We start from the raw sequence: 16,223 nt of genomic DNA, 5'->3' as shown, positions 1-16,223 counted from the left end.
ACATACTTCCTTAACGCTACCTCATCGCGCTCCCTCAAGAAATTGGCTTTCGGTTCCGCCTTTTAGTTCATTGGTTTCTTTGCCGTTGTAGACTTGATAAATCTCATCCATGCGGCCACCACTCCCATCGGGAATGACATCCATATTGTTTTGAGTTGCATTCACATCGTAGGTTTGCAACTGTTTTAAGTTAGACACATGGTGTCCAAGTTTTGGTTCGTTCGCACAGCCCACTAGCAACAGCGCTATAACTAATGATGAGACAGATAAACTAGGCTTCAACATACTGTTTTTCATGACATCACCCTCCTAAAAGCTGTGCCCAAAGGAGCCTTCACTGCCTCCTTCAGAATATTCAATGTAAGAACTATCCTGTTCAGGTTGCGCTGTACTAGCGGTACTCGGCTCTGCAATGTACGCGCCTTTGCCTAATAGATAGTATTCGACGTCATTTGGCTCAACGTAGGCGTCTGTTGGTAGTGTCACTTTCGATGAATCAACTGGCCTTGCTAGCCTTGGCGTCACCAAAATCACGAGTTCGGTTTCCCCTGAAATGTACTCTTGGCTATTAAACATTTGTCCAAGAATTGGGATATCACTGAACCCTGGCATCTCTTGCACAATGTCCCTTACGTTCTCACTGAGTAAGCCTGCAATACCTATGGTTTGCCCATCGGCAAGTTCCAGTGTGGAAGAAGCACTTCGGCGAGTAATAGGAGGAATAACGTAGGTGCCGTTTGTGCCACTTGGCGATAACGTTAATGAACTGGTATTGGCAATTTCACTCACATCGACAGCCAAATCGAGATTGATTTTCTTGTCGCTCAGAACCGTTGGAATGAATTTAAGGCCGACACCATACTCTTTGTATTCAATGGTAATACCGTTATCGTCGGGCACTGGAATCGGGAATTCCCCACCGGCCAAGAACTCTGCTTTCGCACCACTCAATGCAGTAAGGTTGGGCTCAGCGAGTACCTTAGCAGTACCGTTTTGTTTGGCGATATCGAGAGTAAAAGCAAACAAGGTATCACCGTCTAAAAATGTCCCTAATATACCGGTGCTATCGATGGTTGGGGCATTGAATACAGGACCGATTGCATCCCCAATACCTTCTAAAGAGCCTCCTCCTGATGTGCCCCCCAAGAAAACTTGCCACCCGTTTCGAAGAAGTGAAAACTGGCATCGAAACGGCGAACTAAGCTGCGCTGAACTTCAGCGACGGTCACTTCCAACATGACCTGTTGAGCGCCACCGATCGACATCAGATTGATCACGCCCGTTTTGTCCGTTTGCTCACTCAAAGATTCATTGCTTTCATTGGCTTCTTGCCCTGCCGCATAGGTTTCAGCAATGCGCAAAGCCACATTCATCTTAGCGGCATCACTCACTTGGCCGCTTAAAATCAACCGGTTTTGCGCACTGTGAACTTCCACTTTCTCATCTGGTAAGAACTCATACAGTTTGGCTTTTAAGCTGTTTAAATCATGGGTCACTTCAATATTGATAGATTCAATCAATTGACCTCGGCTGTCCCACGCCATTAAGTTCGTAGAGCCTAGCTTTTTACCAATCAAAAACAGCTCGTCGGATTTCAGCATCACGATATCAAGCACTTCAGGATCACCCAAAGACACCCGCTTAGCCTTACCGCTCAAGCTAACGAAAGTTGATTTGTGATGCGGAACCTTAACTATTTTCCCAGTTTGTGTTGCTGCATAAACGTGCGGAATCATTAAGGTGAATAGCGCCGCCATCAGGAATGTTATTAATGTTTTGTTATTACTATGCATATTCCACCTCAGTCCCTGACTCGAATATTTGAAGACTCAGTTCCTTTGATAATCGTGACACTCGGTGCTACGTAACGTTTCTGGGCCTTTTTCTCTTCCGGTTCAAATGGGTTACGCAGTGCCAGTTGGATATCCCCTTTGCTTTTTGCTGTAAGAAGTTTTTCTGCTTCTTTCGGCGAGACTTCTAATGTCACAGCACGAACAATCACAGGCTTGTTCTCTTCATTCTTAGCTGTCTGGTCAACTGCCAAAACTTTAATATCCTTAAGCACTGTTGATGTTGAGGCCGAACGTTCGTTGTATTTAATGGTACTCAATACATCGACCTTGTTACCGGGAAGCAAGAAACCCGCAACACCAATAACATCATCAACCCGAATAGTTATGGCTCGTTTATTCTCTGTGATTAGTGCAGCTAAAGTGGCCCCCTCTCCTGCCGATGCGACTCGCAATGGATGCAAGATTTCCCCCTCATAAATGATGTTCGATGCTACTCGACCCACCACCTCTTCCGTGGTGATGAACTGGTTTTCATCACGCCAATCTTTTTCAATCAAGCGAGTACTTAGGTGCTGCTCTTCGATTACAGTACCGGCAGGAATCTCTTGCGCAGCCACGACAATCGGCTCACGCTCAACAACTTCGACTTCCACTTGTGGCTGGGTTTGTCTATCCATCCATTGTTTGGCAAAAAATACTGCGCCAAGGCCAAATACAACCGACAACAAAAACAACAAAAAGGCTTGGTTTCGACTCATCGTGCTCCTCCTCCTTTTCCGTCTGCCGTAAAGTACACTTCCCACGCGCGTAACAGAACGGCTGGTGTGATCACCGACTCAAACTCTTCAAATGCAATAATGTCGCGGCTAATCCCCACCATATCCTTGGGTAAACATGGGTAGAAACCCACATCATGTTGATCGTGTAAATGAAACAACTCTTCAAACGTACCGACGCGACAGACAAACCTTTAGACTTGGCGAAATCTTCCCAAAGCGCTCGATATTCCTGCTCATGAAGAGGGTAAAACTGAATTTTGTAGCCAAGTCGACGCAAAAAGGCAGGATCACTGATTTTCTCTGGATCCAAGTTACTCGAAAAGGCAAGGGTTAGAATAAAAGGTATGGTCACCTGCTGGCCGTTAGGTAAAGAAAGGTGATCAAAAAAGTACTCCATTGGCACAATCCAACGATTAAGCAGAGTATCAACGGGCATCGGCTGCTACCCAAATCATCAATGATGAAGATGCCGTTGTTGGCCATCATTTGCAGTGGCGCCATCCAAACTCGGTTGTGCTCTGTATGGTTAACCTCAAGCATATCCATCGTCAGCTCACCACCGACCTGAATATTTGGCCGTTCAGATAATACCCAACGTCTGTCATATTGATCTTTGAAAATGATGCTTTGATTGGTGGCTGCACTCTCAGCACGTTTATGATGCTGAGGTGAAAAAACTTTAATGATGTTACCCGCAGCATAGACCGCATAAGGGATATAAACAGACGTATTTAACGAGTTTAGAATGCGCGTTGCGACAAATGTTTTACCCGTACCCGCGTCGCCGTACAGCAGTAAAGCTCGTCCGGAATTGATTGCAGGCCCCAAAACAGCAATCATCCTCTCTGCCCCATAAACCTCGGACAGCGCTTCGGTTACATCCGCTTTAGTTACTACCCTAGCTCTAACGTCTTGAGCTTTCACCATGGCGTCGTAATCAGATAATGAAACAGGGGCTGGACCGAGATAAGCATCCTTAGCGAAGGCGGCGTCGGCCTCTTTACCACCGGTTTCAGATAACCCATAGCGAACATGCCCAGTATGATCTTGGCCGAAGGTTTCACTCGCAGCTTGGAATACTTCAACCAATGATTTCTTACGCAAGCCCGCAATTAGCTCTTCAATCATATGACTGTTAATACAAAGAAGCTTAGTCAGTTGGAGAATGTCGGACTTAGGATAGGCGGCAAGCGTTTTAATCAGTAAGTTTTCGATGACAGTCTTTGGTACCCCGAGTTCCTCAAACGAAGTAGGAACGGTAGGGGCCTGAGCTTGAGGGGTAAGTTTGCTCCTCGATGTACTTTCCGCTGTACTTGTTTCCATTGGAGCTCCTATTTCAAAAATAGTGTGATAGAGCCAGTCCTATTACAACAATCGGTCCAAATGGCATCTGCAGCTTTCCTGCCGTGGAATTAGGACTCTGTTTTTTTTCAGTACTCGACTGATCCAACGGTGTCGAAGCTGCGTAACGTCTAAGTGTGGATTTAAAAACCTGTGGGTTTTCTGCAATGTGCACAGCAGAAAACAAAATGCCCACAATGACAGACGTCAGAGCGATCCAGTAAATCGTCGACAAGCACTGTTCCCAACCAACAACGAATCCGATGGTCCCCAACAGCTTGACGTCGCCTGGAGCCATCACTTTTATAAGATGTAGTAGTAGCGATCCTACGAAGAGGACAAGAGCTGCCAGTAAAGCAGAGACAAGCGCCGTCACCGGATCTGGACTAACGAGATAATAGAGAAAGGAAAGTGTCAAAACGGCAAGCAGACCACTATTTGGAATTCTATGCTCACGCGCGTCTACAACCGCAATCGCGACTAATGAGGTCCATATAAGTATGTACAACAGTGATTCAGCCACGCTTCGATACTCCAACCTTGGTTATTCATAGATACCTTGGAGCGCAGTGGCCAACGCACCGCTCATTCCCGTCTCCCACCCTTGGAAAAACACGGTCATGGCACCGAGTAGTAGAGCAGCTCCCACCACGTATTCGACAACGGTTAAGCCCGTTTCATCAGAATAAAACTGACGAACTCGCTTTATAATAATATTCATTGCCGTCTCCCCTTACACTGAATAACACCTTAGTGCTATGTAATAGTAGACGGCAAACAAATATTTGAACAGCTAGTAGAGAATTTACTAAAACGATTAACGCGCCGTAAAAAAGTTTCCTTTTAGCTTCCGTTAATTCCTCCAATAATCGCTGTTAGTTCTGCAGCCAGTTCAGTACCCAAGGTTGAGAATAATACGGTCAAACCACCTACGAGTAGACCCGCACCCACAACGTATTCAACGACTGTTAGGCCTTCTTCATCCTTCAAGAATGATTTAATCATTTGAGTAAACTTATTCATTATTTAGTCTCCTTCTAAAGGCAACAAACCGTTGTTGCTTGTCTTTAAATTTAGAGATCTGGATAGGGAACCGTTAGGACTTTATTAGCTATCGATAGGACTTTTTTGCCCAACATTTATAGAGTAATTAGACCAAAAAAATAGCAAAATACTTACCCAACTAACCAAGATGAAATTTAATTAGAATAAGAGTCCACATCAAAGCTTTGACTAACCTAATGACCTAGTTAGAAATACTCCCAATGTCAAGTTTACAGGTAAATCAACAATAGACCGCATTGATTAAATTCTCATTTTTGATACTTGACAGCATTACATTAAAGAATAATTAAGATCTGTGCCACAAATATTTACAATTGAGATGATAGAGATATCAATTAAACTCTTGCTTGAACTTTATCCTGAGTCTCCTAACCTTTTAGTTTAGAGTGTGACAGTTTGGAGGCACTTGAAGCACATGGACGTCTTACACACGGGACACTGGCTAGGAAAGTCGATCTCTTTTCTGCCCAAAGACACGCTCAATATTTTGGGAAAATACTTTAGCATTCAAGAAAGTGGACACGATGTATCGATATTAAGTGAAAGAGACATCGAGTTTTGTTTTTTCTATTATGACCCAATACAAACCCAGTCCTTATTAATGACATCAATAAAAATGTGTCAGAACTTAGATAAAAAACTCATTCTCATTCACGATGATAAAATAGACACAAACTTTTTGGATCTCGACGTCATACTCGATAGTTACAATGTTCAAGGCAGCAATATTGAAAGCTGGACAGAAACGCTCAGCAAGAATATTCATTATTTATTTTCGAGACATCAAGAAGTTATACATCTTCATAGAAACAAAAAACATTTTGAAGAGAATAAAATAAGTAAAGATCTAGCTGAAATATTGAGATATATCGACAGTCATATTTCAGAAACAATTAGAGAAGAAGACATTGCAGATTATTGTCATTATTCAGTCACTTACTTTTCACGATTATTTCATCAATCCATTGGAATGAGCTTTCGTGACTACCTCACTTCAAAACGGATCTCTTTAGCTAAACACTTATTGCTCAGTGAAAGAGAATCCAAAATCGCCTCTATTGCCTATCAATGTGGATACAAGGATGTGTCGTACTTTTCACGGATTTTCAAGAAAAAAACAGGAATTACACCCGCTAGCTTCCGGCAAATCCATTAACCAGATCACTCAATCACATTTCGACACGAACTGTGTCTTTTCTGTCTACCCAAACACTGCTAAAGTTAACAAGCTGTTAACATAAATATTCTAATAAATTACCAATAACATGGAGTTAGACAATGATTCAGCCTAACGAGTTATCTAAACCATCGTGTGCTCTCCCCCTCCTAACGAACTGATCCTCAAATGGGCCGAGGAACGTCCCAATGAGATCTACCTAAAACAGATCATTAATCGCGAATTTGTCACCTATACCTACAGTGAAGTTGCCGATCAGGCGCTAAAGCTTGTCACAGCACTGCAAAATCTTGGCGCAAAACCAGGGGATAAGATTGCACTGATATCGAAAAACTGTGCCGAATGGTTCATTTGTGATTTGGCCTTTATGCTCGGTGACTTTATCAGTGTGCCAATTTTTCCAACTGCTGGCGCAGACACCATCGAGTACTGTATTACCCACAGTGAAAGCAACATCGTCATTGCCGGCAAACTGGATGATGCCACCGCCACTCAAGAGGTCTTTGCAAAACTACCTGAAGTAGTCAGTATTTCACTGCCTTATGATTCAGCGCCAAAATGCCAACATGCGTTTACCGACCTTATCAGTACAGCAACGCCGAGCGATAGCCGCCCCGTACACCATGACGACAAGTTGATGTCGATTGTTTACACCTCGGGTACTTCGGGCCTACCAAAAGGGGCAATGCTCACCTACGGCGCATTTAACTGGTCGGTACAGCAACTGGTTGATCATATCGGTATTGAACCATCGGACCGACTGTTCTCTTACTTACCATTGGCACACATTACTGAGCGAGTGTACATTTTTGGTAGTTCAATTAAGGGCGGAATCTTAACGGCGTTCCCTGAATCTCTCGATACCTTTATCGAGGATGTCAAAATGCAAAGACCGACACTGTTCATTTCAGTACCTAGGCTTTGGACCCTTTTCCAACAGCGTATTCAAGACAAACTGCCACAACGTAAGCTCAATATTCTACTTAAGATTCCATTCATCAATTCGTTGATTAAGAAGAAGCTTGCTGACGGGTTGGGTTTGGATCAAGCGCGAGTATTAGGCTGTGGTTCAGCACCAGTATCACCAGCTCTACTTGAGTGGTACCGCAGCGTAGGACTTAACATCACCGAAGCTTGGGGAATGACCGAGTCTTTTGCCTATAGCACCATCAACTACCCGTTCCGCGCAGACAAGATTGGCACGGTAGGTAATGCAGGACCTGGAATTGACCTCAAGATAGCCGAAGACGATGAAATTCTCGTGCGCGGGCAAGGCCTATTCTCAGGCTACTTTAAGAACGACATTGCCACGCAAGAAGCCTTTAACGACGACGGTTGGCTTCATACTGGAGATATCGGGTCGATTGATGCTGAGGGTTATCTTTCGATTCAGGGCCGCAAAAAAGATACCTTTAAAACCGCCAAAGGTAAGTTTGTTGCCCCTGTTCCTATTGAGAAGAAACTGTTTGAATACAGTCGCGTCGAGATGATGTGTTTAATTGGCCTTGGTTTACCTGGACCCATATTACTAGTTGTCCCACACGACTTTCCCAACTTTGATCGCCAACGATATGAAAATACCACTACACGAGTCATCGCTAAGATGAACGAGCAACTCGCTTCTCATGAAAAGATCAAAGGTGTACTGATGATTAAAGAACCTTGGAGCATTGATAATGGTGTCTTAACTCCAACTCTGAAGATCAAACGCCATGTATTAGAACAGAAGTATCATGACGTGGGGCAAAATTGGCCGAAAGACCAACTGGTTGTTTGGGAAGATTAATCTCGATAGAGTCAATCCACATCACCTGCAAAGCGGCCATTTGGCCGCTTTTTAAGTCGCTTACGACTAATATCATTGCTGCAGAAACTGATGAATTATAAGTAGGTGTAATAGTCACTTCTCATTGGGGTCGACTCTTCAAGGCCTAAATCATTACGTAAATGCCGACTCAAAGTTGTCGGCTCAATCCGGCTAGATTTTCTAGTCTTGCTTAAACTGCCAAAGCTTGATCTCCATACAGTTCTTTTCATACTTAACTCAAAGTTGAAGCCCCACTCTATCGAAATTCGCATAACCCCTTCCCACTCGCCTCGTTAAACTTGTTGTTATTATGTGCAAGGGAATTTACTATTACGAACAATCAATACTGACAAATGGTATAAGCTGGAGTTATGGATAACAGACTTAGACACCTCGCGGCTTTACGCTATTTTGAGGCGGCGGCAAGGCATTGCAACTACAGTAAGGCCGCATCGGAACTGTGCATTAGCCAAGCGGCTGTCAGTCAAAAGATACGCCAATTAGAGGAGACTCTCGACTGTAAACTATTTATGCGGCAAGGGCGTGAGATGATACTGACTGATAAAGGTAGTACGCTCTTTAGTGAGGTCAAAAAGGGATTCGAACACATTGTCGCAGGCCTCAACCAAATTCAATCTGAACCAATTGAAGGCTTATTAAGTGTTAGTTGCCCTCCTTCTTTCGCCTCTCGATGGCTACTGCCAAGGCTTTGGAAATTTTCTGTTCTTCACCCAAGCATTCCCATTAAGGTCAACTCCACCTGCGACTCTCCAGATCTAAGGCACGGTCACGTTGACCTTGCGATCGTACAAGGCGAAACGCTCGAAGAAGACGTCGAACTGACTCGACAAACCCTTATTGAAGAGAAGATCTACGCTTATTGCTCTCCACAACTCGCCAAGTCTATGGATCTGTCAGATCCTGAACAGCTTCAAAGATGCTGGCTCGTTCACTACGGCGTAGAAAGTATCAGTTGGCAAAATTGGTTTAAAGCCGCCAATGTGGAAATCAATACTGACCAAATACAGTGGATGGAGGTCGAAACATTTGAGATGGCGCTAAGCACAGTAATGGCAGGTCACGGCGTCTGTTTGGCGTCTGAAAGTTTGGCCAGCAGTTTGATCGAACAAGGGTTGCTTTGCCGGACATTCGATATTGGCATGTCGCCCGGTATTAAGTTCTCAATGTGCAGCGATCCTAACTCACCGAGAAAAGTTCGTTGCTCACTCTTTTCTGATTGGTTGGTCAGTGAAGTGGCTGTTGATTCTCAGAGCTAACGAGTCACCTACTTAGGCTTAAATCGATGTAATAATACCGAGTTGCTAGTGGGTATGACAAAACTCGCTTAGCTTCATCAAACCCACTTACCACTATTAATACCAGAAAGGGCGTTCGCTTTCGCGTTGAGCTTGCTCTTTCGTTAAGCTACATCGTTCAGTAGGTGATCTGGCAAATCCGCTAAGTGCTTACGCGAGCGAGACTGACTTCTCCATTGCACTAACTTAGTAAAGATATTCTTAATTATGATACCAGCACGGTTTCGAGAGATAGAAGTGCGGAAAATAGCTAATGTAGTCATAGTTTGAATCTCCTGCTTGCTTTACTCAACTTACAGTGCAATATTTAACCTTTTCGTAACTTCCTTCAAACGATCTATATTGCCACTCAGTTAAGGAAAACTTAAGTGAAAGAGAGAATGCCGCCACTGCAAGGGCTTTACTACTTCTCCACCGCTGCTGAGCTAAAGAGTTTCAAACTTGCCGCTGATAAGCTTTATGTCAGTGCAGCCGCCATTAGCCAACAAATACGCGTTCTAGAAGAGTTTTTGGATTGTGCGCTATTTATACGGCGCCACCGACAGGTAGAGCTCACCGCAGAAGGGCAACTGCTTTTTGAGCAAACTCAGCGGGGTTTCGATCACTTACGCAAAGGGGTCCAGCTCATCAACCAAGATCCCAACCCTAATCAGCTGTCTATCTCCACCCTTCCCTCTTTTGCTCAGCACTGGCTTGTGCCACGTATTGGCGATTTCCGACTGCAACACCCCGATCTTTCGCTGTTGCTTGAACCTTCTAATCAACTGGTCAATTTCCAAGACTCCAACGTTGATTTGTGCATTCGATATGGCCTTGGGGATTACAAAAATCTAGAATCAAGAATACTCATGGATGAAGTGGTCTATCCGGTTTGCCACCCTATGTATCAGAGACAACACAACATTTATCACATTGAAGACTTGACTAGAGCCGAGCTCATCGAAGACATGTGGCCGGATATGGATTGGAACTTGTGGTTATACGCTCATGGCCGTAAGAAGACTCAAACGACACTCAAATATGATGGCTCCCACTTTGTACTTGAAGGGGCACTTTCAGTGCAGGGGGTAGCTTTGGTTAAGCACAGTCTAGCCGTTCGCTACATCAAGGAGGGTAAGTTAGTTCGGATTGGCGATACGGCGCTGCGCCCAAGGTACAACTACTACTTGTGTGCACCTAGCAGCTATTTTAAGCGAGAGAAAATCAAGCAGTTCATTGAGTGGTTAAGACGTGAAGTGGCGCTGTTCCAACAAGCGAATCCCGCTCCTTGCGACGTGTTAGAGACTGACTTTACTTTGCCATGGCGCAATGGGTAACAAGAAAGACACTGCCGTCCTACTTACCAATATGTGTAGATAATAAAAAAGCCCTGCAAGCATTGCTTGCAGGGCTTTCAATTAGCTAGAGATTAAACAATTACTTGCTTTCTTCTTTCGCTTTAGCAATTACTTCTTCAGCAACGTTTGCTGGACATGGTGCGTAGTGTGCAAATTCCATAGAGAATTGACCACGACCAGAAGTAATAGTACGTAGGTGACCGATGTAACCGAACATTTCTGATAGAGGAACGTCAGCTTTAATACGTACGCCAGTTGCACCAGCTTGTTGATCTTTGATCATGCCACGACGACGGTTAAGGTCACCGATTACATCACCAACGTGATCTTCTGGAGTGAACACGTCAACTTTCATGATTGGCTCAAGAAGCTGTGCGCCCGCTTTTGGCATAGATTGACGGAATGCACCTTTAGCTGCGATTTCGAATGCGATTGCTGAAGAGTCAACTGCGTGGAAACCACCGTCGAATAGTTCAACTTCAACGTCTAGAGTTGGGAAACCAGCTAGAACACCGTTATCCATCATTGACGCAAAGCCTTTCTCAACTGCAGGCCAGAATTCTTTAGGTACGTTACCACCAACAACTGTTGAAGAGAACGTGAAGCCTGAGTTTGGCTCACCTGGCTTGATGCGGTAGTCGATCTTACCGAACTGACCAGAACCACCAGACTGCTTCTTGTGCGTGTAGCTATCTTCAATCGCTTGAGTGATAGTTTCACGGTAAGCTACCTGAGGAGCACCTACAGTTAGCTCAACGCCGTATGTACGCTTAAGGATATCTACCTTGATGTCTAGGTGAAGTTCACCCATACCTTTCAGGATAGTTTCGCCTGAATCTTCGTCAGTCTCAACTTGGAAAGATGGATCTTCTGCAACCATCTTACCGATAGCGATACCCATTTTCTCAGTTGAACCTTTGTCTTTAGGAGCAACAGCGATAGAGATTACTGGCTCTGGGAAGATCATTGGCTCAAGAGTACATTCGTGCTTAGGATCACATAGAGTGTGACCAGTTTGAACGTTCTTCATACCAACTACAGCGATGATGTCACCAGCTTGAGCTTCAGTTAGCTCGTTACGGTCATCAGCTTGCATCTCAACCATACGGCCGATACGCTCTGTTTTACCAGTTGCAGCGTTAAGAATTGTATCACCCTTCTTCATTACACCAGAGTAGATACGGATGAACGTTAGTGCACCGAAGCGGTCGTCCATGATCTTAAATGCTAGAGCACGTAGTGGCTCATCTGCAGATACTGTTGCAACTTCACCAGTTGGCTCACCAGTCTCTTTATCAGTTAGAGGCTGTGGATCAACTTCAGTTGGAGAAGGTAGGTAATCAACAACTGCGTCTAGGATTAGCTGCATACCTTTGTTTTTGAATGCAGAACCACAGAATGTTGGGAAGAACGCTAGGTCACGAGTACCTTTACGGATACAAGCTTTTAGCTGCTCGATAGAAGGCTCTTCACCTTCCATGTAAGCCATCATTAGCTCTTCGTCTTGCTCTACAGCTGTTTCAACTAGCTCTTCGCGGTAAGCTTCTAGGTCATCAACCATGTCCGCTGGAACTTCTTGGATTTCGTAGTTTTCAGGAAGACCTGTGTCATCCCAAACGTAAGCTTGACGGTTTAGTACGTCTACAACACCAACGAAGTTGTCTTCACGACCGATTGGTAGAGTCATTACTAGTGGGTTTGCACCTAGAACGTTTTTAACTTGGTCAACAACGTTGAAGAAATCTGCACCCATACGGTCTAGTTTGTTTACGAAGATCAGACGAGCAACTTCTGATTCGTTAGCGTAACGCCAGTTAGTTTCTGACTGAGGTTCTACACCGCCAGAACCACAGAATACGCCGATACCGCCATCAAGTACTTTAAGTGAACGGTATACTTCTACTGTGAAGTCAACGTGTCCAGGAGTATCGATAACGTTTAGACGGTGATCGTTCCAGAAACAGCTTACAGCTGCAGACTGGATAGTAATACCGCGCTCAGCTTCCTGTTCCATGAAGTCAGTTGTTGACTCACCGTCGTGAACTTCACCAGTTTTGTGGATTTGACCAGTTAGCTTTAGGATACGCTCAGTGGTAGTTGTTTTACCCGCATCAACGTGCGCGAAAATACCAATGTTTCTGTATTTCGATAAATCTGCCATTGTCTTACTCTGTTAATAGGATATAAATTGCGCGCAGAGTATACCACAATCTGTCAAGACTCATAGCTTTGCGTGCAAATAGGTTGGAAAAACTTTCTGTTCGAACAGTAAAGACTACTATTGATAAGATTGCAAAGGCTATAGCTGTACATAACCTTTATTGAGACAGGTGCAAGTATGCTATTAATTACGCTTTAGGTAAGGGATTCATCCACCGCTATTGCTGTCTCCCCTTGAGAGGAAGAGGCTCTCTTACGACGCTTTTTGTTCAAATACATATCCGCATCTGCGGCATTCACAGCTTGATAAACACTCTCGTGATCATTGAACATGGCAACACCAAAACTTACTCCTGCAAACGCTTTTAGCTCCTGCTTAAGTTCTGCTTCCGTGGCATGAATGTCTGCAACCACAAGCTTACCGATACTCGCAGGGTAGATGATGGCAAACTCGTCTCCTGCAATACGATAAAATTCCGCTTCTTGCGGAAGAGTCATGGACAGCTTGCGACTAAAACCCACCAGCAGTTTGTCGCCTTCGTCATGACCGTACGTGTCATTGCAGTGTTTTAATCCATCAAGATCAATATAGATAAAGGCATCAAAGTCTGTCACTTGCTGCAAACGCAGGTCCATCGCATACCGATTGGGTAATTGAGTCAATAAATCAGTATGGGCAAGCTTGACCAAGTCTTGTGCTCGCTTCACCGCTTTGGTCTTGTCTTCTTCGACTAAGCTCATTTGGTACGAGACAACACACGACAGAAGCAATACTTCTATTGCGACCGCCAGTAAACCAATGTGCGACATATAAATCGTATTAAGCCCCGCGATCTGCTCTTGCGAAATGGCAACAGTAGCAAGAACAAAGAATCCTAGATTCGCTACGACATACCATCTAGCCACCATATTGCCTTTAAAACTCTTTACTAGCCCCACAAGCAAACCATAAGAAATGAAGATCCCTACAGCGATTCGGTTGATTTCGTTTTGATAGTTGGGATAGAGCGCCCCGACAACGATAAAGCAAACAAAAAGGGAAAGGATGCCGACCCCAACCGACCATAATATTGGGTTACTGCGTCGGCTGATTTCGAGCAAGGTAAGAACAAATACAATGTAGGCAATGTTGGAAAAGAAAATCGGCCAACTAGCCCCCACGAATGATCGCCAGCCAAACAGGTCAGAAAAGACCAATAATGTCGTACTGTTGAACAATAGATTGCCGAGTATGAACAGTGCGTAGGTCAAATCAACAATGTTCTTACGCGTAATAGAGAGGACGAAGTAGTAGAGAAATAGCGCGAAAAACACCCCTATTCCAATTAAAGTAATCGCGTTACCAACCTTAATATCTTCCACATAATCGTGATATGAGATAACGAAAGGTGTCGGCGGGGCGATATTGAACTTGGATTCTTGACGGGTGATGAGTGAGTATTCTCCTGCAGGTAAATAGACCCTCACTCCATGACGCAAAAAGAACTCATGCGTCACTTTGGAGGCTATTCCTCCAACCACACTCAGGTGCAATAAACCTTGCTTATCCACTAAGTGGTGCTCAAACCGATTGATCAATGCAGAATTGCGAAAATCGACAACATACTCGCCATCTTCCATTACCTGAAATGAAAGGTAACTCACTTGAGTTTCGCCGGTTAATGAGTAGCTATCTTTTGAATTTACTGCTTGGAAAGCGCTTAAACCTTCCTCCCAACTGCTTGAAAACCATTGAACAGGTTTAGACAAAACCGTCTCGTTCGCCCAAGACGTGGGCGAAAAAACAATAATTAATAGCATTAGCAAGAAGTAACGCATACCCAATCAATCCTTGATTGCAGATATAGGAGACCTCGTTATTATGCAATAAATCAATAACTGATACGACCTCCTAATACTGAGGATTATAGGCCGATCACTTCTTACTTATGCTGATTACAGTTCGTCAAAGGCTTCGATTGCCTCGGACAACTTCTTCACACCATGGATTTGCATTCCTGGAATGCCACCTTTGGGCATATTGGCGGCAGGAACAATCGCTTTCTTAAAGCCGTGTTTGAACGCTTCATTTAAACGCTCTTGGCCACTTGGCACAGGACGAATTTCACCGGCAAGGCCCACTTCCCCAAAGATCACTACATCTTTTGGTAATGCGCGATCTCGGAAGCTCGATAGCAGCGCCATCACCAGCGCAAGGTCCGCACTGGTCTCGGTGACCTTGACACCGCCAACCACATTAACAAAAACGTCTTGGTCGGCCATTTGCAGACCGCCATGTTTATGCAGAACCGCCAACAACAAAGACAATCGGTTTTGCTCCAATCCAACCGCCACGCGGCGAGGGTTAGCAAGCTGCGAATAGTCCACCAGCGCTTGAATCTCAACCAGTAGTGGTCGCGTGCCTTCCCAAACCACCATGACTGAACTGCCGGAAGTCTCTTCTTCACCACGAGAAAGGAAAATCGCCGATGGATTACTGACCTCTTTCAAGCCTTGGCCTGTCATGGCAAATACGCCCAACTCATTCACCGCACCAAAACGGTTCTTGTGGCTGCGAAGGGTTCTAAAACGGCTATCGGTACCGCCATCAAGCAGTACCGAACAGTCGATAATGTGCTCAAGGACTTTTGGCCCAGCGAGAGTGCCATCTTTGGTGACGTGACCAACAATAAACACTGCCACGTTGTTTTGTTTAGCATAACGTGTCAGTGCGGTTGCTGATTCACGAACCTGAGCCACACTGCCCGGAGACGACTGAACGTCTGCTACGTGCATAACTTGAATCGAGTCGATAACCATTATACGCGGCTGCTCTTTTTCGGCGATTTGGCAGATCTTATCCACGTTCGTTTCCGACAGCATCTTGAGGTGCTCTTTTGGCAAGCCAAGACGTGAAGCGCGCATCGCAACCTGCTGAAGCGATTCTTCACCGGTGACGTACAAGGTTGGCATTTGCGATGACAGCAAACACATAGTTTGCAGTAGCAAAGTGGATTTACCAGCACCTGGGCTACCACCGATCAAAATGGCCGCTCCGGGCACTATCCCTCCTCCGAGCACTCGATCCAGCTCTTTAAATCCACTAGTAAAACGTGGTACTTCTTGCAAATCGATGTCGGAAAGCGTTTGTACTTTAGATTCGGTAGCGGAACCTGCATAACCAGACAGGCGCTCGTTACGAGCAACTGTTGGTGAAGCTGCAAGCCTCACTTCGGAAATGGTATTCCATGCACCGCAGGCATTACATTGCCCCTGCCATCGTGGGAAGTCTGCACCACAATCGTTACAGACGTAGGCGCGTTTTGCTTTTGCCATGTCACCTCAAATTTAAATAAACTCTGTGAGCCATTAGGATAAAAGGCTGCAAAAGGTTGATTCGCTGCCAAGTATCACTAAAGTTCAATATAACTGGGTCGATATACTATTTAACGGACTACTCTAACAGAAA

12 protein-coding genes and 3 pseudogenes are annotated in these 16,223 nt (G+C 44.8%); 4 read left to right on the top strand and 11 right to left on the bottom strand.

Annotated elements, in window-relative coordinates; genetic code table 11:
- Positions 1–21: 21 nt before the first annotated feature.
- The 7 genes and pseudogenes from UA76_RS16990 to UA76_RS16965 form a co-directional block, all read right to left on the bottom strand.
- Positions 22–297: a hypothetical protein gene (locus UA76_RS16990; protein ID WP_202906956.1), complete on the bottom strand. Its 276-nt coding sequence runs from the start codon at positions 295–297 to the stop codon at positions 22–24.
- Between the two features lie 12 nt (positions 298–309).
- A pseudogene (locus tag UA76_RS16985) lies at positions 310–1,757 on the bottom strand (type II and III secretion system protein family protein).
- A 44-nt stretch (positions 1,758–1,801) separates the two neighbouring features.
- On the bottom strand, positions 1,802–2,551 hold the full coding sequence (gene cpaB / locus UA76_RS16980; protein WP_047048587.1) for a Flp pilus assembly protein CpaB: 750 nt from the start codon (positions 2,549–2,551) through the stop codon (positions 1,802–1,804).
- Positions 2,548–3,895 (bottom strand): annotated as a pseudogene (locus tag UA76_RS16975) (ATP-binding protein). Before UA76_RS16975 ends, cpaB begins: the two are co-directional and overlap by 4 nt.
- Before the next feature lie 13 nt (positions 3,896–3,908).
- Positions 3,909–4,436: a prepilin peptidase gene (locus UA76_RS16970; RefSeq protein WP_162198961.1), complete on the bottom strand. Its 528-nt coding sequence runs from the start codon at positions 4,434–4,436 to the stop codon at positions 3,909–3,911.
- A 21-nt stretch (positions 4,437–4,457) separates the two neighbouring features.
- On the bottom strand, positions 4,458–4,634 hold the full coding sequence (locus UA76_RS23725) for a Flp family type IVb pilin (protein WP_157617664.1): 177 nt from the start codon (positions 4,632–4,634) through the stop codon (positions 4,458–4,460).
- A gap of 122 nt (positions 4,635–4,756) precedes the next feature.
- Positions 4,757–4,936, bottom strand: a complete 180-nt coding sequence (locus UA76_RS16965; protein WP_047048586.1) for a Flp family type IVb pilin — start codon at positions 4,934–4,936, stop codon at positions 4,757–4,759.
- Between the two features lie 457 nt (positions 4,937–5,393).
- On the opposite strand from UA76_RS16965, the gene UA76_RS16960 reads away from it, so the two are divergent.
- The 3 genes and pseudogenes from UA76_RS16960 to UA76_RS16950 all read left to right on the top strand — a co-directional run bounded on the left by UA76_RS16960 (position 5,394) and on the right by UA76_RS16950 (position 9,239).
- The gene (locus UA76_RS16960) at positions 5,394–6,134 is read left to right on the top strand and encodes a helix-turn-helix transcriptional regulator (RefSeq protein ID WP_047048584.1); all 741 of its coding nucleotides are present in this window, start codon (positions 5,394–5,396) and stop codon (positions 6,132–6,134) included.
- 122 nt (positions 6,135–6,256) lie between these two features.
- Positions 6,257–7,941: pseudogene (locus UA76_RS16955) on the top strand (AMP-binding protein).
- 392 nt (positions 7,942–8,333) lie between these two features.
- The gene (locus UA76_RS16950; RefSeq protein WP_047048582.1) at positions 8,334–9,239 is read left to right on the top strand and encodes a LysR substrate-binding domain-containing protein; all 906 of its coding nucleotides are present in this window, start codon (positions 8,334–8,336) and stop codon (positions 9,237–9,239) included.
- A gap of 143 nt (positions 9,240–9,382) precedes the next feature.
- Here the strand turns inward: UA76_RS16950 and UA76_RS23160 are convergent, their stop codons facing one another.
- The gene (locus tag UA76_RS23160; RefSeq protein ID WP_084705532.1) at positions 9,383–9,541 is read right to left on the bottom strand and encodes a YjiS-like domain-containing protein; all 159 of its coding nucleotides are present in this window, start codon (positions 9,539–9,541) and stop codon (positions 9,383–9,385) included.
- A gap of 105 nt (positions 9,542–9,646) precedes the next feature.
- On the opposite strand from UA76_RS23160, the gene UA76_RS16945 reads away from it, so the two are divergent.
- Positions 9,647–10,594, top strand: coding sequence for a LysR substrate-binding domain-containing protein (locus tag UA76_RS16945; protein ID WP_047048580.1), 948 nt, complete (start codon positions 9,647–9,649; stop codon positions 10,592–10,594).
- A gap of 100 nt (positions 10,595–10,694) precedes the next feature.
- On the opposite strand, the gene fusA is transcribed toward UA76_RS16945, so the two are convergent.
- From fusA to radA, 3 genes are all read right to left on the bottom strand, one after another.
- Positions 10,695–12,776 carry an elongation factor G gene (gene fusA / locus UA76_RS16940; RefSeq protein WP_047048577.1) on the bottom strand — a complete coding sequence of 694 codons (2,082 nt, stop codon included), beginning with the start codon at positions 12,774–12,776 and terminating at the stop codon, positions 10,695–10,697.
- A 194-nt stretch (positions 12,777–12,970) separates the two neighbouring features.
- Positions 12,971–14,524 (bottom strand): GGDEF domain-containing protein, encoded by a 1,554-nt coding sequence (locus UA76_RS16935; protein ID WP_162198960.1) that lies wholly within the window; start codon positions 14,522–14,524, stop codon positions 12,971–12,973.
- Positions 14,525–14,710: 186 nt separating this feature from the next.
- On the bottom strand, positions 14,711–16,090 hold the full coding sequence (radA, locus tag UA76_RS16930; RefSeq protein WP_047048574.1) for a DNA repair protein RadA: 1,380 nt from the start codon (positions 16,088–16,090) through the stop codon (positions 14,711–14,713).
- Positions 16,091–16,223: the final 133 nt, after the last annotated feature.

The sequence above is a fragment of the Vibrio mexicanus genome, from assembly GCF_001012815.1.
Taxonomy (GTDB): Bacteria; Pseudomonadota; Gammaproteobacteria; order Enterobacterales; family Vibrionaceae; genus Vibrio; species Vibrio mexicanus.
The sequence above is the reverse complement of the archived record's forward strand: the minus strand, read 5'-3'. Positions and strand labels throughout refer to the sequence as shown.

Excerpts from the sequence above, each read along its gene's own strand:
- UA76_RS16990 (WP_202906956.1), bottom strand. The coding sequence starts at position 297 with ATGAAAAACAGTATGTTGAAGCCTAGTTTATCTGTCTCATCATTAGTT.
- cpaB (WP_047048587.1), bottom strand. The coding sequence starts at position 2,551 with ATGAGTCGAAACCAAGCCTTTTTGTTGTTTTTGTTGTCGGTTGTATTT.
- UA76_RS23725 (WP_157617664.1), bottom strand. The coding sequence starts at position 4,634 with ATGAATATTATTATAAAGCGAGTTCGTCAGTTTTATTCTGATGAAACG.
- UA76_RS16965 (WP_047048586.1), bottom strand. The coding sequence starts at position 4,936 with ATGAATAAGTTTACTCAAATGATTAAATCATTCTTGAAGGATGAAGAA.
- UA76_RS16960 (WP_047048584.1), top strand. The coding sequence starts at position 5,394 with ATGGACGTCTTACACACGGGACACTGGCTAGGAAAGTCGATCTCTTTT.
- UA76_RS16950 (WP_047048582.1), top strand. The coding sequence starts at position 8,334 with ATGGATAACAGACTTAGACACCTCGCGGCTTTACGCTATTTTGAGGCG.
- UA76_RS23160 (WP_084705532.1), bottom strand. The coding sequence starts at position 9,541 with ATGACTACATTAGCTATTTTCCGCACTTCTATCTCTCGAAACCGTGCT.
- fusA (WP_047048577.1), bottom strand. The coding sequence starts at position 12,776 with ATGGCAGATTTATCGAAATACAGAAACATTGGTATTTTCGCGCACGTT.
- radA (WP_047048574.1), bottom strand. The coding sequence starts at position 16,090 with ATGGCAAAAGCAAAACGCGCCTACGTCTGTAACGATTGTGGTGCAGAC.